General features: G+C 75.6%; 20 protein-coding genes and 1 pseudogene. 3 read left to right on the top strand and 18 right to left on the bottom strand.

Translation table 11 applies throughout. The features are described 5' to 3' along the window. The first annotated feature begins 158 nt into the window (after window positions 1–158). On the top strand, window positions 159–434 hold the full coding sequence (locus AB0C78_RS07825) for a hypothetical protein (protein WP_151546674.1): 276 nt from the start codon (window positions 159–161) through the stop codon (window positions 432–434). A gap of 135 nt (window positions 435–569) precedes the next feature. On the opposite strand, the gene AB0C78_RS07820 is transcribed toward AB0C78_RS07825, so the two are convergent. Then, a complete protein-coding gene (locus AB0C78_RS07820; protein WP_360743328.1) occupies window positions 570–1,814 on the bottom strand; it encodes an FAD-dependent oxidoreductase in 1,245 nt (414 codons plus the stop codon). Between the two features lie 79 nt (window positions 1,815–1,893). Continuing rightward, window positions 1,894–3,249 (bottom strand): ATP-grasp domain-containing protein, encoded by a 1,356-nt coding sequence (locus tag AB0C78_RS07815; RefSeq protein WP_360743325.1) that lies wholly within the window; start codon window positions 3,247–3,249, stop codon window positions 1,894–1,896. A gap of 128 nt (window positions 3,250–3,377) precedes the next feature. Between AB0C78_RS07815 and AB0C78_RS07810 the strand changes: the two are divergent. Next, window positions 3,378–4,205 (top strand): annotated as a pseudogene (locus AB0C78_RS07810) (glycosyl hydrolase); the annotation flags it as partial. A 182-nt stretch (window positions 4,206–4,387) separates the two neighbouring features. On the opposite strand, the gene AB0C78_RS07805 reads toward AB0C78_RS07810, so the two are convergent. The 8 genes from AB0C78_RS07805 to AB0C78_RS07770 all read right to left on the bottom strand — a co-directional run bounded on the left by AB0C78_RS07805 (window position 4,388) and on the right by AB0C78_RS07770 (window position 14,779). Further along, on the bottom strand, window positions 4,388–5,998 hold the full coding sequence (locus tag AB0C78_RS07805; protein ID WP_360743322.1) for a glycosyltransferase: 1,611 nt from the start codon (window positions 5,996–5,998) through the stop codon (window positions 4,388–4,390). Beyond that, window positions 5,991–7,325 (bottom strand): GNAT family N-acetyltransferase, encoded by a 1,335-nt coding sequence (locus AB0C78_RS07800; RefSeq protein WP_360743320.1) that lies wholly within the window; start codon window positions 7,323–7,325, stop codon window positions 5,991–5,993. Before AB0C78_RS07800 ends, AB0C78_RS07805 begins: the two co-directional genes overlap by 8 nt. Then, window positions 7,322–8,284, bottom strand: coding sequence for a hypothetical protein (locus tag AB0C78_RS07795; protein ID WP_360743317.1), 963 nt, complete (start codon window positions 8,282–8,284; stop codon window positions 7,322–7,324). The genes AB0C78_RS07800 and AB0C78_RS07795 overlap by 4 nt, the downstream gene beginning before the upstream one ends. 23 nt (window positions 8,285–8,307) lie before the next feature. Next, on the bottom strand, window positions 8,308–9,429 hold the full coding sequence (locus tag AB0C78_RS07790) for a glycosyltransferase (RefSeq protein WP_360743314.1): 1,122 nt from the start codon (window positions 9,427–9,429) through the stop codon (window positions 8,308–8,310). Then, window positions 9,426–10,103, bottom strand: coding sequence for a polysaccharide deacetylase family protein (locus AB0C78_RS07785; RefSeq protein WP_360743311.1), 678 nt, complete (start codon window positions 10,101–10,103; stop codon window positions 9,426–9,428). The genes AB0C78_RS07790 and AB0C78_RS07785 overlap by 4 nt, the downstream gene beginning before the upstream one ends. After that, complete coding sequence (locus AB0C78_RS07780) at window positions 10,075–11,811, bottom strand: lipid II flippase MurJ (RefSeq protein ID WP_360743308.1); 1,737 nt, start codon at window positions 11,809–11,811, stop codon at window positions 10,075–10,077. Before AB0C78_RS07780 ends, AB0C78_RS07785 begins: the two co-directional genes overlap by 29 nt. Beyond that, complete coding sequence (locus AB0C78_RS07775) at window positions 11,808–13,172, bottom strand: O-antigen ligase family protein (RefSeq protein WP_360743305.1); 1,365 nt, start codon at window positions 13,170–13,172, stop codon at window positions 11,808–11,810. The genes AB0C78_RS07780 and AB0C78_RS07775 overlap by 4 nt, the downstream gene beginning before the upstream one ends. 146 nt (window positions 13,173–13,318) lie before the next feature. After that, on the bottom strand, window positions 13,319–14,779 hold the full coding sequence (locus AB0C78_RS07770) for an exopolysaccharide biosynthesis polyprenyl glycosylphosphotransferase (protein WP_360743302.1): 1,461 nt from the start codon (window positions 14,777–14,779) through the stop codon (window positions 13,319–13,321). A 683-nt stretch (window positions 14,780–15,462) separates the two neighbouring features. Here AB0C78_RS07770 and AB0C78_RS07765 point away from each other — a divergent pair. Further along, window positions 15,463–16,686, top strand: a complete 1,224-nt coding sequence (locus AB0C78_RS07765) for an Ig-like domain-containing protein (RefSeq protein WP_360743299.1) — start codon at window positions 15,463–15,465, stop codon at window positions 16,684–16,686. Window positions 16,687–16,755: 69 nt separating this feature from the next. On the opposite strand, the gene AB0C78_RS07760 is transcribed toward AB0C78_RS07765, so the two are convergent. From AB0C78_RS07760 to AB0C78_RS07725, 8 genes are all read right to left on the bottom strand, one after another. After that, complete coding sequence (locus AB0C78_RS07760; protein ID WP_360743296.1) at window positions 16,756–18,462, bottom strand: GMC family oxidoreductase; 1,707 nt, start codon at window positions 18,460–18,462, stop codon at window positions 16,756–16,758. 130 nt (window positions 18,463–18,592) lie between these two features. Beyond that, window positions 18,593–19,813 carry a helix-turn-helix domain-containing protein gene (locus AB0C78_RS07755; RefSeq protein WP_360743293.1) on the bottom strand — a complete coding sequence of 407 codons (1,221 nt, stop codon included), beginning with the start codon at window positions 19,811–19,813 and terminating at the stop codon, window positions 18,593–18,595. 226 nt (window positions 19,814–20,039) lie between these two features. Next, on the bottom strand, window positions 20,040–20,828 hold the full coding sequence (locus AB0C78_RS07750) for an SAM-dependent methyltransferase (RefSeq protein ID WP_360743290.1): 789 nt from the start codon (window positions 20,826–20,828) through the stop codon (window positions 20,040–20,042). Between the two features lie 92 nt (window positions 20,829–20,920). Beyond that, complete coding sequence (locus AB0C78_RS07745) at window positions 20,921–21,478, bottom strand: hypothetical protein (RefSeq protein ID WP_360743287.1); 558 nt, start codon at window positions 21,476–21,478, stop codon at window positions 20,921–20,923. Between the two features lie 14 nt (window positions 21,479–21,492). After that, on the bottom strand, window positions 21,493–22,023 hold the full coding sequence (locus tag AB0C78_RS07740; protein ID WP_360743284.1) for a hypothetical protein: 531 nt from the start codon (window positions 22,021–22,023) through the stop codon (window positions 21,493–21,495). Between the two features lie 14 nt (window positions 22,024–22,037). Then, on the bottom strand, window positions 22,038–22,544 hold the full coding sequence (locus tag AB0C78_RS07735; RefSeq protein ID WP_360743281.1) for a hypothetical protein: 507 nt from the start codon (window positions 22,542–22,544) through the stop codon (window positions 22,038–22,040). Further along, entirely contained in the window at window positions 22,541–23,104 is a 564-nt protein-coding gene (locus AB0C78_RS07730) for a hypothetical protein (protein WP_360743278.1), read from the bottom strand. Before AB0C78_RS07730 ends, AB0C78_RS07735 begins: the two co-directional genes overlap by 4 nt. Continuing rightward, the gene (locus AB0C78_RS07725; RefSeq protein ID WP_360743275.1) at window positions 23,104–24,363 is read right to left on the bottom strand and encodes an MlaD family protein; all 1,260 of its coding nucleotides are present in this window, start codon (window positions 24,361–24,363) and stop codon (window positions 23,104–23,106) included. The genes AB0C78_RS07730 and AB0C78_RS07725 overlap by 1 nt, the downstream gene beginning before the upstream one ends.

Below are 24,363 nucleotides of genomic sequence, written 5' to 3'. Positions count from 1 at the left end.
AGCTGGAATTCGTCCGCTTTACCGGGACTCGTTCCCCGGGCGGCGCGGGGCGGCACCGGCATCCGCTTTCGGCCCGATGTCCGGGAGAAGCATGGCGGACGGTATCCGATGCGCTACATTCGGTGACAAGGTGGCCGTCTAGCCGAGGAGCCGACCGCATGCCCGCCCCCTCCCCCGCGAACGCATGGTCCTGGTCGCCGCGCAGGCCGGCGCGCCCGCGCGCCGCCGCGCCCCGCGACCCCCGCCCCGTCCGCTACTCCGTCCGCCGCGAGGGCATCCGCCTCACCCGCGGTTTCCGCAGGCCGGAGCGGATCCTCACCCGTACGCGACCGGAGTGGACCCGGTTCTGGACGCTGTGCTCGCGGCTCGAATGGGCCGTCGCCACCGCCCGGGTCGAACGGGTCCGGCGCCGCGCCCGGCCGCTCTGGCGCTGACCCCGGCGCCCGCCCGTCCGGGCCCGGACAAGCGGGCGCCGGTGGCGCGCCCGCCCCGGCGCGCCGCCGGCGTCGTCCCGTCCGGTGGAGGATCCTCCTCCCGGAGAGATTCCTCCACCCGGTGCCCTTCGGCCGCTACCGCGCGTCCGCCTCCAGCGCCGGCGCGGGGCGCCGCGCCGCCGCGGTCGCCGGAGGCGTCCGATGGACGATGTGCCGGGCGATCCGGCGCGCCGCGAAGCCCGCGCCGTGCACGAACCGCATCACCGGCCCGAACGTCGGCGCCGCCGCCAGCCCCGCGAAGTACAGGCCCGGCATCGACGACTCGAAGCTCGCGCTGAGCACCGGCGCGCCGAGCCGGCTGTCCACCCGCACCCGCAGTTCCGGCGACAGCAGCTTCAGCCGCTCGACCTGCGGCACGAACCCGGTCGCGGCGATCACGTGCTCGGCCTCGACGACGAGGCGCCGCCCCGTCCGGTCGACGGTGGTGATCGACAGGACGTCGTCCTGCTCGGCGGCCTTCACGATCCGGCGGCCGGTCGACACGCGGATCCGCTCGTCCAGCCGGTCCCGCAGCCACCACGACCCGGCGGGCGGCAGCGTCTCGCGGACCAGCCGCAGCCGGGTCCGCTCCGGCAGGTACCGGACGACGCCGGGCCGCTCCGCGAGCACCCACGTCCGGTATCCGGTGCCGAGCCCGGACCGCGGGCCCTCCCGCAGCCGCTCCCCGAGGGAGCGGTGCTCCTTCGGCACCGTGTTCCAGTCGAGTTCGCCGCGCCGCGCGATGACGTGCGGGTGCGCGCCCGCGTCCGCGAGCAGCACCGCCGTCTCCAGCGCCGACTGCCCCGCCCCGACGACCGCGACGTCCTTGCCCGCGAACAGGCTCAGGTCGCGGTGGTCGCCGCTGTGCGAGACGAGCCAGGACGGCATGCCCGCCAGCTCCTCGGGAATGTGCGCGAACGGGCCGACGCCCACCGCGACCACGACGGTGCGGGCCGCGATCACCTCGCCGGTGGCGAGGGTGGCCTCGTACCCGGCCGGGCCGCCGCGCTCGACCTTCACCACCTCGCCGGGCTCGACGCCCGGGGCCGCCTGCTCGGCGAACCAGCGGCCGTAGGCGACGAAGGTGTCCAGCGGGATCGGCTGCCCGAGCCGCCACTCCGGGTGGCGGTCGGTGAAGCGCAGCCCGTCCTGCGGCGCCCCGAGGCTGGAGGCGAACGGCTCGGACTTCAGGTGCATGCCCTCGGGCATGCTGGTGGCCCAGTACTCCATCGGCGTGCCGATGATCCGCACGTCGAGCCCGAGGTTCTGCAGGTGCGCGGCGGTCGACAGGCCGTAGGGCCCGGCGCCGACGATGACGACGTCGCTGACCGAGTCGGTCATTTCTCGTTCCCCCGATGTGTGTCGGTGCTTGTGGCGGCGCCGCGTCCCCGGGCGGCGCCGATGGTGCGGCCCGGCCGGCTCAGCGGCGGGCCGGGCGTGGCGTGCGTCCCCGCGCGCCCCCAGCGGCGCGGAGCACGCTCTGCCCGCCCATGGCCAGGAACGGCGGCAGGTCGTCGCCGGCGTACCAGGCCAGCTCGTCCGCCTCGCGCAGCGGGCGGAGGGTCCCCGCGCGCAGCAGCGGCCGGCCGAGCGACTGCCGCAGGTACTGGTTCTCCACCAGCAGCCGGCGGCCGAACGCCGGCAGCGCCGGCGGGACGTCGCGCCCGGACTGGTCCAGGTGCAGGACGCGGACGAGGTCGAGCCCGCGCCGGTCGGTGAACAGCCGGAACTGCGCGCCGAGCCGCGGGTTGAAGTCGAGCAGGTGGTAGGCGCCGGTCCCGGCGTCGAACCGGAAGTCCAGGTCGACCAGCCCCCGGCAGCCCAGCGTCCGGACGGTCCGCACCGCGAGCCGCTCCAGCTCGGGGTTGCGGGTCCACTCCCCGGCGATCGTGTGGCCGGCCTGCGGCGGGTGCGCGAGGTGCTTGCGGCCGGTCGCGCCGAACAGGCAGTCCAGGGACGCGTCGAAGTAGCCGTGGAAGAACCAGTCGCCGCCGTCCGGCGGGATGCGCCGCTGCAGGATCAGCGGGCCCGCGCCGCCGTCCGGGTCGCGCCGGAGCCCGGCCGCGAACAGCCGGTACGCCTCGTCGAGGGTGTGCGCGACGGTGGTGCTGCGCATGCCCCGCGGCAGCCGCCACGGCCGCGCCCACTTGGCGATCAGCGGCAGGCCGAGCTCGGCGGCGGCGTCCTCGACGTCGGCGGCGCTGCGCGGCGTGCGGCTCTGCGGGCATGGCACGCCGTGCTCCCGCAGCGCGGCGATGAGCTGCGACTTGTCGGCGACGCGGCGCGGGACGTCGCGGTCCTGGCGCGGGAAGACGAACGCGGACGCGAGCGTCTCGGCGTGCTCGGCGACGAACAGCGCGCCGGCGTCGTCGACGGGCAGCAGCAGCGCCGGGCGGCCGATCCGCTCGGCGATCCGGTGCAGGTGGGCGGCCAGCTCGGCGGGACGCTCGGCGGGCGGCGCCCACGGGTGCCCCCGGTACAGGTAGCGGGACCGGGACGCCGGGCTGGCGCGGCCCTCCAGGATCGCGTGCACCGGCACCCCGGCGCGGCCGAGGGAGCGGATCGCGCCGAGGCTTCCGTGGTGGAAGTAGTTGTGGTCGGTGCGCAGCAGCAGGACGGGCAGCCCGGGGTCCAGGAGCGGCCGCGGCGCGGCCCGCCCCCCGTCCGGGATCGGCCCGCCGGGCTTCCGCCCGAAAGGCGGTCTCCCCTCTGGGGGCGGACCTCCAGACCCCCGGGGCTTCCGCCCGAAAGGCGTGAGCAGAGTGTCGAGGAACATCCGGATCAGCCGGCCCGTTCCGGCGACGGGTCTTGGCGCACGGCGTGCCCTTCCCATTCAAGGTAAATTTTGCGATCGGCCGCTTGGCCGATTCGTTCGCTGCGGCCGCCAGAGGGCATACGATACGCATGCGAGCTGCGAATATCCATTCGACCGGGCGGCGGCCGCAGGAAACGCCGCGGAAAAGGCGCGCCGCGTTCTTCCCGTTCCCGCCGGTATTGCTCGCCTCCGCCGCCCTGGTCGCGCTCGCGGCGTCCACGCTGGTCACCTGGTTCCAGCCGCAGGCCACCCATAAAATGGCGAATTATGTGCCGTTGGGGGCGTTTCTCGGATCGGGTGCGGAGGGCGTCGCCCGGGTCGAGCGGTTCCAGCGCTGGCTCGGCTCGACGGTCACCGTCGGGCGCACCTACCTGCCGGGCGACTCCTGGGAGGACGTCGAGGGCCCGCCGCAGATCCTGCAGCCGTGGACGCGCTGGCGGGAGGCCGACCCGCGCCGGATGCTGGTCGTCAACGTGCCGATGATGGCGCCGAACGAGGCGGGGCTGCCGCCGGTCGTGGTGGCGTCGCTGCTGCGCGGCGGCGCGTCGGGCGCGTTCGACGGGCACTACCAGGCCCTCGCGCGGCACCTGGTGTCGCTGAACGCGGGCGACTCGGTGATCGTGCTCGGCTGGGAGATGAACGGCGACGTCTACGACGGCCGCTGCGCGCCGGCCCCGGACGCGTGGAAGACGTACTGGCGGCGCATCGTCGCGGCGATGCGCGGGGTCCCCGGGGCGCGTTTCCGGTTCGATTTCGCGCCGACCCGCGGCCATGACGCGATCCCGTGGCCGGACTGCTATCCGGGCGACGACGTGGTGGACATCATCGGCTCCGACAGCTATGACCAGCCGCCCGGAGAGTCCTTCCAGGACTACATCGACGAGCCGTACGGGATGAAGGCGCAGGCGGACTTCGCCGCCGCGCGCGGGAAGCCCATCTCCTTTCCGGAATGGGGCCTGTTCCGCAACTCCGACAACCCCGAATATATCCAGGGAATGCATGATTGGATCGTGTCGCATAACGTGGTCTACCAGTCGATCACGGACTACTGCCCGCACGGCGTGTGGGAATGCGGCGCGAACCCCCGGTCGGCACAGTCCTACCGGGAGCTGTTCGGCGGCGTGACCGCGCCGTCGCCCGCGGAACCGGGCGAGGTCGCGACGCCGCCCATCGCCCCGCCGCCGTCGGGTCCGGCCGCACCGGCGTCACCGGCGGCGTCCGCTCCGGCGCCCGCTCCCCCGCCGGGCGCCAACCCGGGGCCGCCGTCCGGGACGAACCCGGGACCGCCTTCAGGCGCGAACCCGGGGCCTCCGTCCGGCGCGAACCCGGGGCCGCCGTCGGGCGCCAACCCGGGACCGCCTTCAGGGACGAACCCGGGGCCGCCCTCAGGCGCGAATCCGGGGCCGGCGTCCGGGGCGCCGCCGTCCGGGGCGCCCGCCCCGTCCCCGGCGAGCATCCCGCCCGCGCCGCCGGGGAACCCGCCGCCGGCGCGTCCCGCACCCGACATCGCGAGGACCTCCGAACCGGCGAGGACGTCCGCGCCGAGGTCGTCGGCCTCCGCGAGCTCGCGGGCCACGCCGTCCGGCACCGGGCCGCGCCCCGCGACCTCGCGGGTGACCGCGGCGAGGCGCGCGACCGTCTCGGCGATGTCGTAGGCCGCCGCGGCCACGGCCGCCTCGCGGCCCTCCCGCTCGGCGACCCCCGGGAACAGCAGCCGCGCCGCCATCGCGTCGGCGAGCGCGCCCGGGTCCTCGACCGGCACCAGCGCGCCGAGCCCGGGACGGACCACCTCCGCGATGCCGGGGATGTCCGTCCCGACGAGGGACCGGCCGGTGGCGAGCGCCTCCAGCGCGGTCAGCGGCAGCCCCTCCCAGCGCGACGGCAGCACGACCACGTTCGCGGCGGCCAGCCAGTCCCGCGGGTCCCTTACCGCCGGGACGAACCGGACGCCCGGCGCCGGCCGGCGGCGGAGCAGGTCCAGGTCCTCGCCGTCGCCGACGATCGCGAGCAGCGCGGACGGGCACCGGGCCGCGACCGCGGGCCACGCCGCGACCAGCACGTCCTGCGCCTTCTGCCGGGTCAGCCGGCCGACGCACACCGCGAGCGGCGCGGCGGCGGGCAGCCCCAGCCGGGTCCGCGCGGCGAGCCGGGCGGGCGCGTCGGCGGGCCCGAACCGGCGCCGGTCCACCCCGTTGCGGACGAGCCGGAACGGGCCGCGGATCCCGGCCCGCATCCCGGCCCGCAGCTCCCCCTCGCCGACGCAGACGAGCGCGTCGGCGCGGCGGGCCGCGTACCGCTCCCAGAGCCGGCTGACCGCGGCCTGCCGTCCGGTCGCGGCGAGCCACGACCAGCCGTGCGGCTGGAAGATCGTCGGCACTCCGGCCGCGCGGCGCGGCAGCCGCCCGGCGAGGCCCGCCTTCGAGGAGTGCAGGTGGACGACGTCGGGCTCGAAGCCCTTGATCAGGCGGCGCAGCCGCAGCGCCTCCAGCGGCGTCCGCGGGCCGGGGGCGCGGCCGGCGTCCCAGTTGAACCACGGCACGCCCGCCGCCGCGCAGCGGGCGGGCAGGTCGCCGCCGGGCGGGCAGGCGACGGCGACGTCCCAGCCGCGCCGCCGCTGGTCGGCGACCGCCTGGCCGACGTAGACGGCGACGCCGCCCCCGTTCGGCTGGCTGACGTGCAGGACGCGGAGCGGCTCGGCGGCGTCAGCCATCCCCGGACTGCCCGCCCTTCCGCGCGCCCGCCTCCGCGTCGCGTACCGGCATCTCGTCGCGCATGCCGCCGCGTACCGGCATCGCGTCGTCGCGCGGATGCGGCACGTCCTCGCGCCCCGTACCGCCGGCCGCCGCGTCCTCGCGCGCCGCGTCATGCGCGGCGGCCTCGGGCGGTGCGTCGTCGCGGGGCGGGGTGGGCAGCGGCACCGTCGCGGGACGGTGGTGGCGGCGGGCGGCGAGGCCCGCGCGGACCAGCGCCAGGCCCGCGAACACCGCGGCCGGGAAGGACCGTCCGAGGACGATCCGCTGGTTCTGGACGCGCCGCGGCCGCCATTTCAGCTTGTAGGGCTCCTCGCCGCGCAGCAGGTTGACGGCCTGTCGGCCGCGGGCGCGCGCGAGCGCGAGGTCCTCGCGCAGCAGCATCAGCGTGACGTCGACGCTGTCGCGCAGCTCGGGGATCGCCCCGTACAGGTAGGCGCCGACGAACCGGTGCCCGATGAGGACGAGGTCGCTCGCGACGAGCCGCCCGTCCCACCGGTACCGCAGCACGGCGGCGCGGCCCTCGCGGACCATCGCGGCGCCCGCCTCGGCCAGGTGCCGCCGGAACCGCTCGCGGGAGTGCTCGGGGTTCATCGGCCGGTTCCGCCACTGGCGGGCGTGCAGGTCCAGCAGCGCGGCGATCGCGTCCGCCGCCTCCTCGGGCGGGACGGTCTCGACGGTGATGCCCCGCACGTCGATCCTGCGGAGCTTCGCGCGCATCTTCCCGGCGCTGCGGCGCGGTAACCGGTCCATGACCTCGGCGATGTCGGTGCAGGGCAGCTCCATGCACACCGACGCGGGCATCGGCCACGTCCGGCCTGGCCAGCGCCGCACCACCTGGTGGGCGGCGGAGCCGGGCCGCACCTCGCGCAGGTCGATCGCGCAGCGGCCGCGCATCCCGTGCAGGGCGCGCGCGAGGTGCTCGGCGGCGCCGTCCGCGTACGCGGGGTCGAGCAGGAAGTCGGTGAAGTCGCTCTGCTCGTCGGCGATCGGGACCAGCACGGGGAAGCCCCAGCGGCCCGCGGTCATCAGCGGCGCGGCGGCGACGAGGCGGCCCCGGTACCGGACGAGGACGAGCCGCAGCCGTCCCCGGATGCCGTACCAGCCCCACCACGCGCTCAGCCATTCGTGGGACTGGAACGGCGTCGCCTCCGGGCTGCGCTCATACAGGTCGCGCAGCTCGCCGGCCAGTTCGATGAGGGCGCCCTCGTCGCGGCGCACCTCCACCTGCCAGGCCCCGGCGGGCGCGGCGGCCCGGCTCGGGCGGATCATGCTGGACGGTGTCACGGGTGCACCTCCACGGGTTCGGCGGCGGGGTTCGGCACGGCCCCGCGCGGCGGGCGGGACGCGTCGTGCTGGCCCCGCTGGTGGGCTCGGCCGCGCCGGCCGCTGAGCACGGCGGCGCCGAGCCCGGCGAGCAGCACGCCGGACGCGGTGCCGACGGCGACGTCCAGCGGCAGGTTCGGCGACGACGGCGCGGACGGCGTCGCGGCCATGCTCATCAGCGCGACGCGGACGCCGGTGTCGGTGCGGTGCGAGGTGCCGTAGCGGACGAGGGCGTCGGCGGCGGCGTTGGCGTACGCGGCGGCGCCGGCCGGGGTGTCCGCGCTGCCCGCGAGCTTGATCAGCGGTGTGTCGGGCGAGGTGGACGACTGGATGTGGTCGCGGGTGGCGGCCATCGCGCCGTCCGGCAGCGGGATCGAGGAGTAGGTGAGGGTCTCGGGCAGCGGCGCGAGCCGGCCGAACGCCTGCGCGAAGCTGACCGCGGCGGGTCCCTGTCCGCCGTCGCCGTCGTCCACGACGAGGACGTAGGCGGTGGCGGTGTAGGTCGTCGGCGCGAACAGGGCGTAGCCGAGGCCGCCGAGGAAGCCGCTCAGCACGAGCGCGGTGAGCAGGCCGAACCGGCGGAGGAACGCCGCGAGCGGGGTGCGCAGCCGGCCGGCGACGGCGCCGGCGGCGCGGCCGGGCGTCGTGGCGGCGCGGCGGGCGGCGCGGCGGGCCTTGACGCGGCGCGCCTTGGCCCGGCCGGTCTTGCCATGGTCGCCCTTGCCCCGGTCGCCCTTGCGGTCGGCCTTGCGGTCGGCTTTACGGTCGGGTGCGGCGTGGCCGGGCTCGGTGCGGGCGGCCTCCGTGCGGGCGGGCTCGGCGTGCGCCGCCTCAGTGCGGGCGGGCTCGGCGGGCGGGCCGCCGCCTCCGGGGGCCGGTTTCCCGGTGGCCGGCTTCTTGGTGGCGTCACGTTGCGACATCGGCTGACCCTTCTCTCATGCCGTCAGGTCGGGATGGATTCGCGGGCGGGCCGCGTCCGCCCGGTGCTCGGCGCGCCGCCGGTGTAGAGGCGGGCGAGTCTCGCGGCCTGCTCCGCGATGGCGTAGCGGCCGACGGCCGGCGGCACCGGGACGCGTCCGGCGCGGCGCGCGAGGGCGGCGCTCCAGGCGTCCGGCCCGGCGGCGGCGGGCAGGCGGAGGGCGTGCGGTGCGTCGTCGCGGGGGAGGTCGTCGAGGGCGGGGCAGGCGGTGTGGACGGCGGGGAGCCCGGCGGCGAGCGCCTCCAGGACGCCGAGGCCGAACGTCTCCTGCGCGGACGGTGCGGCGTACACGTCCATCGCGGCGAGGACGGACGCCACGTCGTCGGTCCCGCCGGTGAAGGAGGTGCGGCCGGCGACGCCGAGCGCCGCGGCGAGCCGTTCGAGCCGCGCGCGCTCGGGGCCGTCGCCCGCGATGAGCAGCCGGAGGCCGGGCGTCCGGGCGGCGGCGCCGATGAGCAGGTCGATCCGCTTGGTCGGGACGAGGCGGCCGACGGTCCCGGCGACGTGCGCGTCCATCGGGATGCCGAGGCGGCGACGCGTCTCGGCGCGCCGCAACGGATCGAAGGCGAACGCGGCGGCGTCGATCCCGTTGGGGATGACCGTGATGCGGCCGGACGGGACGCCCCAGGCCCGCAGCCGCGCCGCGACCGTCGGCGACACCGCGACCGTCATGGAGCCGAGCCGTTCGGTCGCCCGGTAGAGGGCCTGCACGCCGCGGGTGGTGCGGCGTCCCTCGATGTGCCCGTCGCCGAGGGAGTGCTCCGTGGCGATGATGCGGGGCGTCCCGGCGAGGCGCGCGGCGATGCGGCCGTAGACGCAGGCGCGGTAGAGGTGCGTGTGGACGACGCCGTACCGGCCTTCGCGGATCAGCCGGACGAGCCGCGGCAGCGCGCCGAGGTCCCGGTTCCCGCGCATGCCGAGCTCGTGGACGGGCACGCCGCCGCTCCGGATCCGCTCCCCCAGCACGCCCGCGTGCGTCAGCGTCGCCACCTCGCATTCCGCGGGCAGGTGGCGCAGGAGCAGCGCGAGCTGGTGCTCGGCGCCGCCGTGCTCCAGTCCGGTGATGACGTGCAGGACGCGGGTCACATGCGGCTCCGCCACAGCATCTGGTGCCGGACGAGCTTCGCGCGCAGCCGCAGGCTCCCGTCGCGCTCGCCGATGTAGGCACGGCCGAGCGCGTGCCGGGACGGCTCGTCGGGGCGGATGTGGCAGGCGTAGTCGTACCCGGCGGCGCGGACCGCGTCGATCTCGCGGGCGCCGGCGCGCCCGTACGGGTAGGCGAAGCCGGTGACCTGCCGGCCGGTGATGTCCTCGAGGTCGGCGCGGCTCTCCTCGAGCTCCTCGCGCAGCTCGGTGTCGTCGACGTCGGGCAGCGGGACGTGGTGGCGGCCGTGCGAGGCGACCTCCATGCCGGTGTCGGCGACGGTGCGCAGCTGCTCGGCGGTCATGAGCGGCTTGCGGGGGCCGTCGTCCCAGGCGTTGTACGAGCCGACCCGCCCGGACACGGCGAAGACGGTGGCGCCGAACCCGTACCGGACGAGGACGGGCAGGGCGCGGGTGGCGAAGTCGGCGTAGCCGTCGTCGAAGGTGAGGCCGACGAGGCCGCGGGCGCGTCCGCCGGCGTGCTCGGCGAGCAGCTCGGCCATCCCGACGCCGCGCAGGCCGCGCGCGCGCAGCCAGGCCATCTGCCGCTCGAATCGGGGCGGCGAGACGGTCACCAGGTGCGGGTCGTCATCGTAGTGATCGATCGAGTGGTACATCAGTACCATCGGCGGCGGCTCGACCTCCTGCGGAGGCCGCGCGGGGCGCGCGCTCGGCGCCGGGCTGGTCGTCGGCGCCGCCTCCGGCGCCGGTTCGGTCGGCTGGGTCACTGGTTCCCCCGGAAGGTGTGCGGCCGCGGCGGGCGAGCGCGCCGGGCCTCCATGAGGGCCATGGGATGGTCCATGGCGCGATGAGGTCGCGTCCCGCCAGGACGATCAGGGCGGCGAACGCGGCGGCGGTGGCGAGGCCGCCGGCGGCGAGCCGGACGATCGCGGGCGCCGCGCCCAGCGGCGCGATGGCCAGCAGGGCCGCCGCGGCGGCGAGGGACGCGAGGACGGTGAGCCGGGCGAGGTCTGCGGCGACGCGTCCCAGCGGGATCGGTGCGACGCGCGCGCGCAGCCCGGCGAGCAGCAGGACGGCGGCGAGGGTGATGCCGGCGGCGTCGGCTGCGGCGAGCGCGACCGTCCCGGCGAGGGCGGCGAACGCGGCGCAGACGGCGGCGGTGACGGCGAGGCCGCCGGCGAGGACGGCGGCGGGCCGCCACGGCGGGCGCTTCTGCGCGAAGAACGCGCGGGCGGCGAGCCCGACGGTCGACTGGCCCCACAGCCCGAGCGCGTAGACGCGCAGGGTGGCGGCGGTGTCGCGGGTGTCGGCGGCGGTGAACTCGCCGTGCTGGAACAGCACCCGGATGATGTCGGGCGCGAACGCGACGAGGAACGCCGACGCGCTCAGCACGAGGCCGCCGGCGATGACGAGGTCCTGCCGGATGCGGCGGGCGACGCCGCCGAGGTCGCCGTCCGCCGACGCGCGGGCGAGGCGCGGGAACGTCACGGTGACGATCAGCAGCGACAGCACCATCGGGACCTGCGCGACCTTCTGCGCGTAGTTGAGGTGCGAGATCGACCCGGCGGCGAGGCCGGAGCCGATGAACCGCTCGACGAACACCTGCGCCTGGCGGGTGACGGTGTAGACGACGACGGGCGCGACGGCGGCGAGGCCGAGCCGCAGCTCGGCGCGGCCGACGCGGGGCGCGGCGTCCGCGCGCAGGCAGCGGACGAACGCGGGCAGCTGCACGGCGACCATGAGGACGCTGCCGCAGGCGACGCCGATCGCGGCGCTCATGATGCCGACGAGCCCGGCGAACCCGGCGATCAGCGCGAGGATCCCGATGTTGTAGGCGAGGTAGATCGCGGCGGGCGGGCCGAAGCGGTGGTGGGCGCGCAGCGTCGCGCTCATGAACCCGGCGACGCCGAACGTGACGACGGTGAGGGCGGTCAGCCGGACGCACCGGATCGCGGGCCCCGGCTCGGACAGCCCCGGCGCGAGGACCTCGACGACGATGGGGGCGGCGATGCCGAGCGTCAGCGTGACGGCGGTGAGGCCGAGGACGATGCGGGGCAGGGTCGTCGCGGTGAGGGCGCGCAGGCCGCCGCCCCCGGCGAGCAGCCGGGTGACGACCGGGACCATGAGCAGCGCCATGGCGTCCTCGATGAGCAGCGGCGACACGGTCTCGGGGATCGTCCAGGCGACGAGGAACGCGTCGGTGGCGCCGCTCGCGCCGAACCGGTGCGCCATGACGAGGTCGCGGAGGAACCCGAGGCCGGTGCCGCCGGCGATGAGCACGCCCGACAGCGCGGCGGCCCGCCCGACCGACCCGCCGGGCACCGCGTCCCGCGCCGCGCCGGGGACCGCGTCCTGCGCCGTCACCCGTGCTCCCCGCTCACGAGCCCGGGGCCGGGGCCGGGGTGCCGGCGGAGGCCGAAGGCGCGGCAGGCGGCGGCGCCGAGGAGGACCCCGGTGAGGACGCACGTCGGCCCGCCCATGTCCGCGTACAGGAAGTTGACCAGCAGGAACGCCGTGAACGCGGCGCCGATGAGCCAGAACGGGTCGCGCGCGTCGCGGCGCGTCCACAGCCCCCAGACGACCGCGCCGAGCAGCGCGGCGAACCCGGCGAGGCCGAGCGCGCCCTGCTCGGACAGGATCAGCAGGTACTCGTCGTGCGGCGACAGCAGCGGCTGCCGCTGGTAGCCGTTGACGGGGTCGTCGGTCTCGCTGCCGGACGACAGCTCGATGCCCGCGTAGGTGTCGCGGTAGGCGGGGAAGTTCTTCACGCCGACGCCGGTGACGGGGTGGTCGGTCCAGATCCGCCCGGCGGCGGCCCACAGGTTGTAGCGGTCGCTGACGGACTGGTCCGGCGCGCTCACCGAACCGGCGATCGACGCGTACCGCTGCACGATCTCCCCGCCGCCGCCGAGCAGCCCGAACGCGACGAGCCCGAGCGCGGCGCAGCACACCGCCGCCTTCAGGGCGAGCCACCGGTCGAAGGCCAGCAGCATCAGCCCGACGGCGGCGGCGAGCGCGATCCAGCTGCCCCGGCTGAGCGCGAGAAGCAGCGCGAGCGCCAGCACGCCGAGCCCGGCGAGCGCGACCGGCACCGCGGCGGCCCCATGCCGGGGTGCGACCAGCGCGAACGCCGTCAGCACGAGGAACGCGAACCCGACGACGAGCGACATCGCCATGACGTCGACGGCGCCGAACGTGCCGACCGCCCGGACGTTCGCGCCGCCGATCGACGCGCCCGCCCCGGTGAGCGCCTGCCAGATCCCGTACAGCGCCTCGCCGAGCCCGAGGCCGAGCACCGACCCGAACACGATGCCGAGGTCGCGGCGGTCCCGGACGAGGAGCACGACGGCGAGCGGCACCAGCACGAAGATCTGCATGTCCCGCACGAACCCGGACAGGCTGGACGCGATGTCGGGGGACGCGACGGTCGTCACGCCGAGCGTCGCGGCGAGCGGCGCGAACGCCCAGAGCGCGCGGCGCGGCATCGCGATCCGTCCGCGGGCGACCAGCACCGCGGCCGCCGCGACCATGAGGGCGCTCGCGCAGTCGCCGGCGGTGACCTGCACCCCGGCGCCGTCCCCGGCCGGCCCGCCGCTCCCGCCGGACGGGACGCCGACGCACGCGACGGTCGCCGCGACCAGCCAGCTCGGCCGGGCGAGGAGGCCGGCGAGCGCACGACGCGACGCCCACGCCCCCCGACCGCCCCAAAGAACAGCAGCCGTCATGCGCGCAGCCTGTGGGGGGCGACCCCCCACACCCCCCGGCAAAGGCAGCCGCAAGCCCTCGCTTCGCTCGGTCATGCGCGCAGCCTGTGGGGGGCGACCCCCCACACCCCCCGACAAAGACAGCCGCAAGCCCTCGCTTCGCTCGGTCATGCGGCATCCCGGCACAGCATCGCCCGCACCGTCAGCAGGAGGATGCGCACGTCGGACCCGAACGTCCAGTGGTCGATGTAGTGGTTGTCGAGGCGGGCGCGCAGCTCGATGGAGGTGTCGCCGCGGAAGCCGTGCACCTGCGCCCAGCCCGTCATGCCGACAGGGACGCGGTGCCGCAGCATGTAGCCGGGGCACGTCCGGGAGAACTGCTCCACGAAGTGCGGGCGCTCCGGGCGCGGCCCGACGAGGCTCATGTCGCCGCGGACGACGTTCCACAGCTGCGGCAGCTCGTCCAGGGACGTGCGGCGCAGGAACCGGCCGACGGGCCCCATCCGGTGGTCGCCCTCGACGGTCCAGCGGGTGTCGGACTCCTGCTCGTCCGCGGGCTTGAGGGTGCGGAACTTCAGCAGGACGAACTCCTCGCCGCCGCGGCCGATCCGGCGCTGCCGGAACAGCACGCCGGGCCCGCCCTCCAGCCGGACCGCGACGGCGCACGCGGCGAGCACCGGCGCCGCCGCCACCAGCGCGGCGGCGCCGACGGCCAGGTCGAGGGCGCGCTTGGCGAACCGCGCCGCGGCGCCGCGCAGCCGCCAGTCGACGCGCGCGCACGGCAGCCCGGCGAGGTACTCGCGCCGCGCGGGCGCGACCGGCACGACGTCCGACGGCGGCTGGACGAGCAGCGTCTCGCATGGCAGCGCGAAGCAGATGCGCAGCACGGCGTCGAGCCGGCCGGGGTGGACGTCCTCGGCGACGATCACCACGGTGTCGGCGCCGTGCTCCTCGACGAGCCCGGGCAGGTCGGCGGTGTCGCCGAGGACGGGCAGGCCGGACGCGGTGTCCGGGCCGCCGGCGGCGACGAGCCCGACCGGCGCGAGCCCGAACTCCCCGCGCGTGCAGAGGATGTCGATGACGTGGTCGCTCGTCGCGCCCGTCCCGACGACGAGGGCGGTGCGGGCGCGGGACCGGCGGCAGCGGTAGGTGCGGGCCGCGGCGTTGCCGAACGCGCGCGCCGTCAGCGACAGCACGCCGGCGACGGACGCGATCAGCAGCCACGCGGCCGTCCCGGCCCATGAGGGCGCCGTGCCCGGGGTCAGCACGGGCAGCAGCGCGGCGGCCAGCGCCGCGACCACCAGCGCCCGGACCAGCACCGGGCGGACGTCCGCCAGCAGCGACGGGCTGCGCCGCACCCGGTACAGGCCGCCCGAAGCGTTCAGCGCGACGAGGGCGGCGGCCGCGGCGGCGGGCAGCGCCCCGTCCGGTCCGGCGCCGCGCGCGACGGCGACGGCGGCGGCCATCGCCCAGCCGTCCGCGACGGCGAGGCAGGCGGGGTACAGCACGGCGAGCGGGGCAGGGGCGCGCCGGCGGCGCGGCGGGAGGGGCGGCAGGACGGGGGGCGGCGTCCCGGATCCGGCGGACGCGCTGGAGTCGATGGAGGTGCTCAGCCCCTGGGCTCTCATCTCGCGCGTCCCTTCGCTGACAGAACCTCACCGGCAGGTGGCTCCGCCGGGCCCGCGGTGCCGCGGCGCCGCGCGCGTTCCCCGCCGCCGAACATGGGGTCCGCGAGCGGCCACGATCCAGCATCGCAGCAGGCTCCGGCGGTGATCGTCGCTTTTAACGAAGGCCACCGCAGTCTTGAATAGAAGATCGACACTGTCCGGGGGCTACCCATCTGACCTGCGGCGACGATCCCATCGCCGGCCATCGCTTTCGCCAAGAAACGCCAAGCGCGCACACCCCGGCCGGCCCTTTGCATTTTCATATCGGCGACGCCGACGACACATTTCCTTTTCGCCCGTCCCCGCGCCGATTGCGAGCAATGACATGCGTTCCCCCGCCCCGCCGCCGGCCCCGCCGCGCCCTCCCCGGCGCCCTCCCCGGTGGCGGCGCCCGCCGGCCCGCCCGCCCGGCGGCCGGGAACCCTTGGGGCGCCAGGGGCGAAAGATGCGAAGAACCCCCCACACGATGCGAACCTTCGGGGCACGATGGACGTCACATGTGATCGGGCGTGAAAACCGGCCGTCCCCCCTGGTGCGGGCCGGGACCACAGGGCCGTTCGTCAGCGATCGCGTGGCGGGGTCCGCGCTCCGCCTGGTTCGGGTGGGCTGGATGAGGGAGAACGGTGCGAGGGAAGTCGTTTGCGGTGGTCGCTCTGGTCCTCGGGCTGGCGACGGCGTGCGGTGGCAGCAGCGGCGGCGGCGCGGGCGGGACGACGGCCGCGGGCGGTGACGACGGCGCCCCCAAGGTGACGATCACCCCGGCGAACGGAGCCGCGAAGGCGCGTCCGGACGAGGGCGTGACGGTGACGTCGTCCGGCGGCACGCTCGGGCAGGTGTCGGTGAAGCTGAAGGGCGCCGAGGTGCCCGGCACGCTGTCGGCCGACAAGACGCAGTGGCACTCGACGTGGACGCTGCAGCCGGGCGGCAGCTACCAGGTGTCGGCGACCGCGACGTCCGCCAAGGGCAAGGCCACCACGGCCACGAGCGCGTTCCGGGCGAGCAGGGCGACGGCCGCCACCGTGATCAACAACGTGGTGCCGAGCCCGAACGAGACGGTCGGCACCGGGATGCCGGTGTTCATCCAGTTCAACAAGACCGTCCCCACCAAGGCGCGCGCCGCCATCGAGAAGAGCATCGAGATCTCCTCGACCAAGCCGACCGAGGGCGCGTGGCGGTGGCTGGCGCCGGGCGAGTCGTTCAACGGCCTGCCGTCGCTGGTGTTCCGGCCGAAGCACCCGTGGGCGCCGCACCAGCGGGTGTCGGTCACCGTCCACTACGCCGGGCTGAAGATCGGCGACAGCGTGTACGGCGCGAAGGACGTGACCCGCAAGTTCAAGATCGGTGACTCGCACACCGTCCAGGTCAACGCCAAGACCGACAAGCTGGTCGTGAAGAAGAACGGCCGGACGGTCCGCACCTGGGGGGTCAGCCTCGGCGCGGGCGGCGACGTCCAGTCCGACGGCGTCGACCACCTGCTCACCACCAGCGGCGTCCACCTGACCATGGACCACAGCCGCCTGGAGCGGATGCGCCCGCCGGGCAAGAAGAAGGGCGACCCGGGCTGGTACGACGAGAAGGTCCCGTTCGCGACCCGGATCTCCAACAGCGGCGAGTACATCCACCAGAACATGGACGACCCGACCTGCCTCGGGAACCGCAACTGCAGCCACGGCTGCGTCCGCTCCCCCGCGGGCGACGCGCAGTGGTTCTTCGGCTGGTCGTACCGCGGCGACCTGGTCACGATCACCGGCACCAAGCGCCAGCTGCAGTGGACGAACGGCTGGGGCTACTGGCAGCTGCCGTTCACCAAGTGGGCGCAGGGCAGCGTCCTCGGCAAGCCTGTCACCACCACCGCCCTGACCTCCTGACCCGACCTCGTACGTCAACGGCCGCGCCGATCCCGCTGGGACCGGCGCGGCCGCTTTTGAGGTGCGGTGTCAGACGATCGGGAGGGCCGCCGGGGCGTGCTCGGGGACGGCCGGGGAGCGGGGCGCGACGCGCTCGACGCGCTGGTAGGGGGCGCCGGGCTCGGGGCGCGGGTCCTTCTCGCCGCGGTTCGGCCAGAACGCCATCGCCCGCTCCGCCTGCGCCGTGATGGTGAGGGACGGGTTGACGCCGAGGTTCGCGGTGACCGCGGAGCCGTCCACGATGTGCAGGCCGGGGTGGCCGTGGACGCGGTGGTAGGGGTCGACGACGCCGGTCTCGGGCGTCTCGCCGATGACGCAGCCGCCGATGAAGTGCGCGGTCGTCGGGATGTTGAACAGGTCGAACCAGGTCCCGCCGGCGGTGGCGTCGAGCTCCTCGGCGAGCATCCGGACGGCCTTGTGCGCGACCGGGATCCACGTCGGGTTCGGTTCGCCCTCGCCGAGCCCGGCGGACAGCCGGCGGCGCCCGAGCAGGCCGCGCTTCTCGGTGACGGTGATCGAGTTGTCGGCGGTCTGCATGACGAGCGCGATCACGGTCCGCTTCGCCCAGTCCTTCAGCGACAGGCCGCGCAGGATGATCGTCGGGTGCCGGGCGGCCTGGCCGAGGAACTTCAGCCAGCGCGGCGCGCCGCCGCCGTCGACGAGCAGCGTCCGGATGAAGCCCATCAGGTTGTTGCCGGCGCCGTAGCGGGTCGGCTCGATGTGGGTCTTGTCGTCGGGGTGGAACGAGGAGGTGATGGCGAGGCCGGTGCTGTGGTCGACGTCCTTCTTGCGGTGCCACACCGTCATCCGCTCGACGCCGAGGAGCGCCTCGGAGTTGGTGCGGGTCAGCTCGCCGAGGCGCGGCGACAGGTGCGGGAGGCGGCCGGCGGCGCGCATCCGGTGCAGGAGCCGCTGCGTGCCGTAGGTGCCGGCGGCGAACACGACGTGCTCGGCGGTCAGCGCCCGGCGGCGCTTCAGCAGCGGCCCGGTGCGCTCGACGTCGACCGTGTAGCCGCCGCCGTCCCGGGGCGTCACCGCGGTGACGGTCGTGTCGGCCAGCACCTTCACGCCGGCCTGCTCGGCCAGGTACAGGTAGTTCTTGGTGAGCATGTTCTTCGCGCCGACCCGGCAGCCGATCATGCAGGAGCCGCACGCGGTGCAGGTCGTGCGGCGGGGGCCGGCGCCGCCGAAGTACGGGTCGTCGTGGTCCTCGCCGGGCTTGTCGCCGAAGTACACGCCGACGGGCGTCGGATGGTAGGTGTCGCCGACGCCCATCCGGTCGGCGACGCGCTTCATCGCCTCGTCCGCCGGGGTGACGAGCGGGTTGACGGTGACGCCGAGCATCTTCCGCGCCTGGTCGTAGAACGGTTTCAGCTCGTCCTGCCAGTCGGTGATGTGGCCCCACTGCCGGTCCTTGAAGAACGGCTCCGGCGGGACGTACAGGGTGTTGGCGTACACCAGCGAGCCCCCGCCGACGCCGGCGCCGGCGAGGACCAGCACGCCGGCCTTGCCGCCGACGAGGTGGATGCGCTGGATGCCGCGCATCCCGAGCCGCGGCGCCCACACGTACTTCCGCAATCGCCACGACGTCTTCGGCAGCGTCCTCTCGTCGAAGCGGCGGCCCGCCTCCAGCACGGCGACCCGGTACCCCTTCTCCGCCAGCCGCAGCGCCGACACGCTGCCGCCGAACCCGGACCCGACGACGATCACGTCGAAGTCGTACGCGTCACCGGACATGGGAGCATCACCTCACTGGACGGGCCGTGCATGGGGTCCCCGACTATTGCGGCGCTCTCCGTCGCGCACCATGCACGGGGCGCAACGATTCGGCGGCCTTTTTGTCACCGGGGTTACAAAGAACGGTGCGTCAGCGTGCGGCGCCGCGGTTGACGAGCCGGGCGTGCAGGATCAGCTCCATCTCCAGGCAGCGCCGCGGGTCCCGGAGGTCGTCGCCGAACAGGTCCTGCAGATGCCGCAGCCGGTACCGGACGGTCTGCGGGTGGACGCGCAGCCGGCGGCTCGCGTCCGCGGCGTTGAAGTTGTGCTCCAGCAGGGCGAGCAGCGTCTCCGCGAGCCGTTCCCGGCGGGCCGGGGGGACGGCGCTGAGCGGCGCGAGCCGGGTCGCGGCGGCGTCGTCGATCAGCTCGCCCGCCCGCGCGATCACCAGCGCGGGGACGTGCTCGGCGCTGCGGATCAGCCCGCCGTCCGGGATCACCCCGCGCGCCGCGAGGGACAGGGTCTCGCGCGCCCACCGCAGCGAGTCGGCCGCCCGCGCGAGCGGCACCGCCGGCCCGACCGCCACCGCCCAGTCGCGGAGCAGCGCGTCGGGGAGGCGGGGGCGGCCGGGGCCGTCCGGGTCGGGGATGAGCAGGCACGGCTCCGGCGCCGCGAAGTCGCAGAGCAGCCCGTCGGCGGCCGGGGCGGGCGTCCGGGCGCCGTGCTCGCGGCGCTGCCGGGCGACCGCGGCCGCGACGGTCGCGGGCAGCGGCCAGCGGGCCTCCGCGGCGAGCGCGGCGACCCGCGCCTCGTCGGCCGGCGGGTCGGCGAGCAGCAGGTGCAGCAGCCGGGCGCGGCGCCGCCGCTCGGCGGCGCGCAGCTCGCCGCCGTCCGCGCCGTCCGCGCGGGCCGCCACCTCCGCGGCGTACCCGGCGGCGATCACCTCCGCGACCGCGTCCATGTAGCAGAACTGGGCGTCGACGACGAGGCTGAGCGCGCCGAGGTCGAGGTCGAGGCCGCCCGGCACGGCCGCGAGCGTCCGCCACGCCGCGAGCGCGGACCGGCGCAGCGCCTGCTGCACCTCGACCGGGTCGCGGCCGTCGCGGGCGAGGTGCCGGCCGACCCGCAGGTAGAACGCCGCCACCCGCTCCCACCCGGCGCCGGGGTCCTCGACCAGGTCGCAGAAGTGCCGGATCCCCGCGGCGATCCCGGCGCGCGCCCGCCCGGCCTCCTCGTCGCCGAGCGGCGGGTCGCCGCGCCGCAACTCGTTCAGGACCTCGTCGGCCGCCCGGTCCACCTGCGGCCGCAGCCGTTCGGCCACCCATGCCGGGACGGCCTCGAAGGGCCGCACGTCCAATCCCGTTCGCACCACGCGTCGATCCCCCTGTCCCAGGCCCGCCGGTCGGCGGCGCTCCCAGGATCGCGGATCGCGGCCCGATTCCGATTGTCGCTGGAATAAACCGTTGGGGGCACTTTCATGGAGTCGACTGACAAAAGCGCGGGCCCGGTGACGAGCGCGTTTCGCATTTTCCGAATGACCGGTGAAATCGTCGCCCGGGCCCGTCCCGGACGGACCATTTCCTTCGCGCCGGGCCGGATCAGGGTCTCCGGGCGATGCCGGCGAGCATCTTCCCGCGCAGCTCGGGCCCGTCGACCCGCCACCGGGACGCCTCGACGAGCCCGGGCGGCAGCAGCGGCCAGTCGCCGAAGAACGCCTCGATGGACTCCCGGGTCCGGATGGTGACGCCCGCCGTCGCCGTCCGGTAGGGGTCGGTGATCTCGGCGAGCTCGGCGCCGGTGTAGCCCTCGGTGCTCGGCGTCGAGACGGCGAGGTACCCGCCGGGGGCGATGCGGTCGCGGTAGGCGGCCACGACGGCGTGCGGGTCGTCCTCGTCGGGGAGGAAGTGCAGGACCGCGAGCATCAGCACGGCGACCGGCTCACCGGGTTCGAACAGCTCGGCGACCTCGGGAAGGGCGAGCACCGCGTCCGGGTCGCGGATGTCGGCGTGGACCGCGGCGACCCCGGCCGGCTTGGCGCGCAGCGCGGCGTTGTGGGCGGCCACGAGCGGATCGTTGTCGACGTAGACGACGCGCGCGCCCGGATCGGCCGCCAGGGCGATCTCATGGACGTTGGGCGAGGTCGGCAGGCCGGTGCCGAGGTCGAGGAACCGGCGGACGCCCGCCTCGGCGAGGGCGCGGACGCCGCGTTCCAGGAAGCCCCGGTTCGCGCGGGCCATCATCCCCGCGAGCGGCTGCGCCTCCAGCAGCCTCGCGCCGGCCTCGCGGTCGGCCTCGAAATTGTCCTTGCCGCCGAGTAACCAGTCATAGATGCGCGCGGGGCTGGGACGCGTGACGTCCATGCCCACCGCCGGCCGTTCGCCGCTCATCCCCGCCGGGCCTCCTCTTCGCGCGGAACCGTCCCCCCGGACACACCGACGATAAACAGGAATGCGCGCCGGAGCCATCGCGCGGATCGCGGTCACCGATTCTGGAACGTGTCAATGCTCGTGATCCGCCATTGGCGGGAATGGCGGACGGCGGTGACGGCGAGCATGGCGGGGGACGTGGTGCTCTTGCCGTCGGCGACGCGGGTCGTCTGCTGGTCGGCGTAGACGAGCAGGCGGGCGCGGCCGTCGCGGAGGGTGATGACGGCGCTGTCGGTGACCTTGGTGCTGAGGACGGTCCGCTGCCGGGGCGCGTCGGCGCGGACGCGGCCCATCAGCGCGGCGTACTGGCGGACGGCGGCGCCGGTGAGGCAGGTGCGGGCGGCGGCGTCGGTGCGGCCGGGGTCGGTGTAGGTGTAGGAGAACAGCCGGCCGACCATGTCGGCGGCGGCGCCCTTGACCTCGCTGGTGGCGGCGCTGTCGGTGAGGGCGGCGTTCCGGGCGGCCGGGTCGGCGCGGACGTCGCGGGCCTGCCGGTACATCCAGATCCCGGACGCGGCGAGCAGCACGGCGAGCAGGCCGAGGACGGCGGGCGAGGCGGCGGCGGCCTTCCAGCGGGCGCCGCCGAGGATGGGGGTGGTGTGCGCGGCCATGGCGGGCCGTCCTCTCACGTCGTGCCCGTCGGGGCCTGGCCGAGGTCGCTGAGCCGCCAGCCGCCGGCGGTGCGGGCGAGGCGGCCTTCGAGGCGGTTCTGCTTGGTGACGGGGGCGCCGCCGGGCGGGGTGACGGTGGTCTCGACGGCGACGAGCACGCTCGCCTTGCCGGAGCGCTCGTCCAGTTCGGAGACCGCCGCGTCGAGGATCCTGGCGGTGGTGACGGTGCGGGCCTTGCGGACCCGGTCGGTGAACCCGGCGCGGTCCTGGGCGATCTGCCGGTGGAGGTCGCCGGTGGTGGAGTCGAGCCAGGTCTTCAGCCCGGCGTCGACGGTGCGGTAGTCGAGGGTGTTGAGGTTCTGGACGCCCTGCTCGGCGCTCTGCAGGACGTCGTCGCGGGTGCGGGAGTAGGCGTAGGCGCCGTCGTGGGCGGCGGTGTACCAGTTCCAGCCGGCCCAGGCGGCGAAGAGGGCGGCGAGGACGGCGAGGCACGCCGCCGTCCTCCGCACGGTGTCCGTGCTCTGCAGGCTGTCGGATTCCGGCATGGCGGGCCTCCGGGTCACGCGGACTTCAGCTCGGTGATGCGCCAGTGGCCGTCGTCGCGGTGCGCGGTGACGGTGAGCTGGGCGGCGGCGGGCGTCCCGTCGGGCTTTCCTGCGCGGGTGGCGGTCTGGTCGAGGAAGACCAGCAGCCGCGCGGTGTCGCCGACGAGCGAGATGACGCCGGCGCGGGTGACGCGGGTGGTGAGCGTGACGCGCTGGGCGGGCGCCTGCCGCGCGACCTGGCCGAAGAGCTTCGTGTACTGCGCGGCGGCGGACCCGGTGAGCACGTCGGACGCGGCGCGCCGGGCGGCGTCCACGTCGCCGGGCGTGTAGCTGAAGATGCGGCTGAGCGCGGTGGACACGTCGCCGGTGACGTCGGTGGTGGCGACGCCGTCGAGGACGGCGCGGTCGTGCGGGCTGCCGTCATCGCGGAGCCGTCCGGCGATGGGGTGCAGCAGGAGAGCGGCCAGGACGAGCCCGAGCGCGACCCCGAGCGGCTTGTAGAGGCCGAGGAGGCGGTTCATCGGGCACCGGCCGGGATCGAGGTGAGCGATTCGAGCTTCCAGCCGGCCGCGGTGCGGACGGCGCCGGCCTCGAAGCGCTTGCGCTGCAGGGTGGGCGCGCCGCCCTGCGGGGTGAGGGTGACCTGCACGGACGCGATGACCTGGGCCTTGCCGCCGGCGGTGTCGAGCGAGGTGACGGCGGCGCCGGTGACGGTCGCGGACGCGCTGGTCCGGGACGCGCCGATCTTCGCGCGGTTCGCGGGCTCGTCGCGCTGGAGCTGGTCGTGCAGCGGGCCGGTGGACGCGTCGAGCCACGCCTTGAGCCCGGCGGACGGGTCGGACCGGTCCATGGTGTTGAGCGCGGCGATCTCGCGGCTGCTGCTGCGCAGGACGAGGTCGCGTTCGCGTTCGGGGCCGCTCGCGCGGTCGCCGCCGGCCGGGAAGAGGGTGAAGGCCGTCCAGCCGAGGAAGGCGGCGGCGGCGAGGATCGCGGCCCAGCCGATGAGGCCCCACCCGGCGAGCAGGGGGCGGCGCTTGGGGCGGGGGCGGGGCCGGGGTTCGGCCTTCAGGGTGGCGGCCATCAGTGCCCTCCGTTCAGGCCGAGCAGGGCGCTCATCCCGGACGGCCCGGGCGCTACGCCGGGCAGCGCGAGCGCGCCCGGCAGGGCCGGGTTCGCCGGCGCGGCGGAAGCACCGCCGAGGACGGAGCCGGGGCGGACGGCGGCCGGGACGGGCGGGTGCGGGGCGTTGGCCGATCCGCGCACGTTGACCCCGCTGGACGCGGGCGCCGTGCAGCGGGCCGCGGTGTTGAGGGCGGGGCCGGGGGACGTGTCGAGCCCGTTGCGGTACCGCGTCCCGCCGTATCCGGACGTGCAGGGCAGCGGGTTGAAGAACGTGTTGACCATCCCGAACCTGAGGCGGCCGTCGTGCGCGACGGTCAGGCCCATGGACACCGCGTCGGGGAGCTTGGCGAGGAGCTGTTCGAGGCCGTCCGTGCGGGGCTGCAGGACGCGGGAGGTGGTGAGGAGGTTCGCGACGAGGACGCTCATCGACGGGTCGAGGTCGCGGACGAGGCCCTGGAACTCGCCGGCGGCGCCGGGCGCGGTGGTGACGAGCTTGCGGAACGCGGGGTCGGAGGCGCGGAGCTGCTGCGACAGCAGCCGGGCGTTGCGCCCGAACGCCTTCAGGGCGCCCGATTCCTCGTCCTGGGTGTTCAGGACGGTCTGGCTGTCGCCGATCAGGGAGCGGGTCGGCGCGATGTTCCGGTCGGCGGCCTCGGTGAGGGTGTGGCTGTTGTCCAGCAGGACCTGGAGGTTCGGGCCCTCGCCGGCGAACGCCCGGCCGAGCTCGGCGACGACCGTCCGCAGCGACCCGGTCGGGACGGACGCGGCGAGGTCGTTCACGCTGGTCAGCAGGTCGGTGACGGGCGCCGGGGTGGTGGCGGAGGAGCGCGGGATGACCGAGCCCGCGGCGAGGTACGGGCCGGTGCCGGTGCGGGGCCGCAGGTCGATGTACTGCTCGCCGATCGCGGAGCGGTTGGCGACGACGGCCTGGGTGTCGCGCGGCACCTTGGGCGCCGACTTGCGGATCCGCAGGTCGGCGATGACGCCGTCGCCGGTGAGGTCGAGGCCGCCGACGCGGCCGATCGAGGTGCCCCGGTAGGTGACGTCGGCGTTCTTCGCGAGGCCGCCCGCCTCGGGCAGGTCGACCTTGACGACGTAGTAGTCCTTCAGCCCGACGTATCCGCCGAGGTCGGCGTAGTTCAGGCCGACGTAGCAGATCGCGAGCGCGCCGACGATCAGGAAGACGATGTTCTTGATCCTGGTGCCGATGGTCAGCAT

Source organism: Actinomadura sp. NPDC048394 (genome assembly GCF_040651755.1).
GTDB lineage: Bacteria > Actinomycetota > Actinomycetes > Streptosporangiales > Streptosporangiaceae > Spirillospora > Spirillospora montaniterrae.
The sequence above is the reverse complement of the archived record's forward strand: the minus strand, read 5'-3'. Positions and strand labels throughout refer to the sequence as shown.

Bases quoted from the DNA above. Each gene is read 5' to 3' on its own strand.
- AB0C78_RS07740 (WP_360743284.1), bottom strand. From the start codon at position 22,023: ATGCCGGAATCCGACAGCCTGCAGAGCACGGACACCGTGCGGAGGACG.
- AB0C78_RS07745 (WP_360743287.1), bottom strand. From the start codon at position 21,478: ATGGCCGCGCACACCACCCCCATCCTCGGCGGCGCCCGCTGGAAGGCC.
- AB0C78_RS07750 (WP_360743290.1), bottom strand. From the start codon at position 20,828: ATGAGCGGCGAACGGCCGGCGGTGGGCATGGACGTCACGCGTCCCAGC.
- AB0C78_RS07825 (WP_151546674.1), top strand. From the start codon at position 159: ATGCCCGCCCCCTCCCCCGCGAACGCATGGTCCTGGTCGCCGCGCAGG.
- AB0C78_RS07795 (WP_360743317.1), bottom strand. From the start codon at position 8,284: ATGTCGCAACGTGACGCCACCAAGAAGCCGGCCACCGGGAAACCGGCC.
- AB0C78_RS07725 (WP_360743275.1), bottom strand. From the start codon at position 24,363: ATGCTGACCATCGGCACCAGGATCAAGAACATCGTCTTCCTGATCGTC.
- AB0C78_RS07785 (WP_360743311.1), bottom strand. From the start codon at position 10,103: ATGTACCACTCGATCGATCACTACGATGACGACCCGCACCTGGTGACC.
- AB0C78_RS07760 (WP_360743296.1), bottom strand. From the start codon at position 18,462: ATGTCCGGTGACGCGTACGACTTCGACGTGATCGTCGTCGGGTCCGGG.
- AB0C78_RS07770 (WP_360743302.1), bottom strand. From the start codon at position 14,779: ATGAGAGCCCAGGGGCTGAGCACCTCCATCGACTCCAGCGCGTCCGCC.
- AB0C78_RS07775 (WP_360743305.1), bottom strand. From the start codon at position 13,172: ATGACGGCTGCTGTTCTTTGGGGCGGTCGGGGGGCGTGGGCGTCGCGT.
- AB0C78_RS07730 (WP_360743278.1), bottom strand. From the start codon at position 23,104: ATGGCCGCCACCCTGAAGGCCGAACCCCGGCCCCGCCCCCGCCCCAAG.
- AB0C78_RS07815 (WP_360743325.1), bottom strand. From the start codon at position 3,249: ATGTTCCTCGACACTCTGCTCACGCCTTTCGGGCGGAAGCCCCGGGGG.
- AB0C78_RS07735 (WP_360743281.1), bottom strand. From the start codon at position 22,544: ATGAACCGCCTCCTCGGCCTCTACAAGCCGCTCGGGGTCGCGCTCGGG.
- AB0C78_RS07820 (WP_360743328.1), bottom strand. From the start codon at position 1,814: ATGACCGACTCGGTCAGCGACGTCGTCATCGTCGGCGCCGGGCCCTAC.
- AB0C78_RS07805 (WP_360743322.1), bottom strand. From the start codon at position 5,998: ATGGCTGACGCCGCCGAGCCGCTCCGCGTCCTGCACGTCAGCCAGCCG.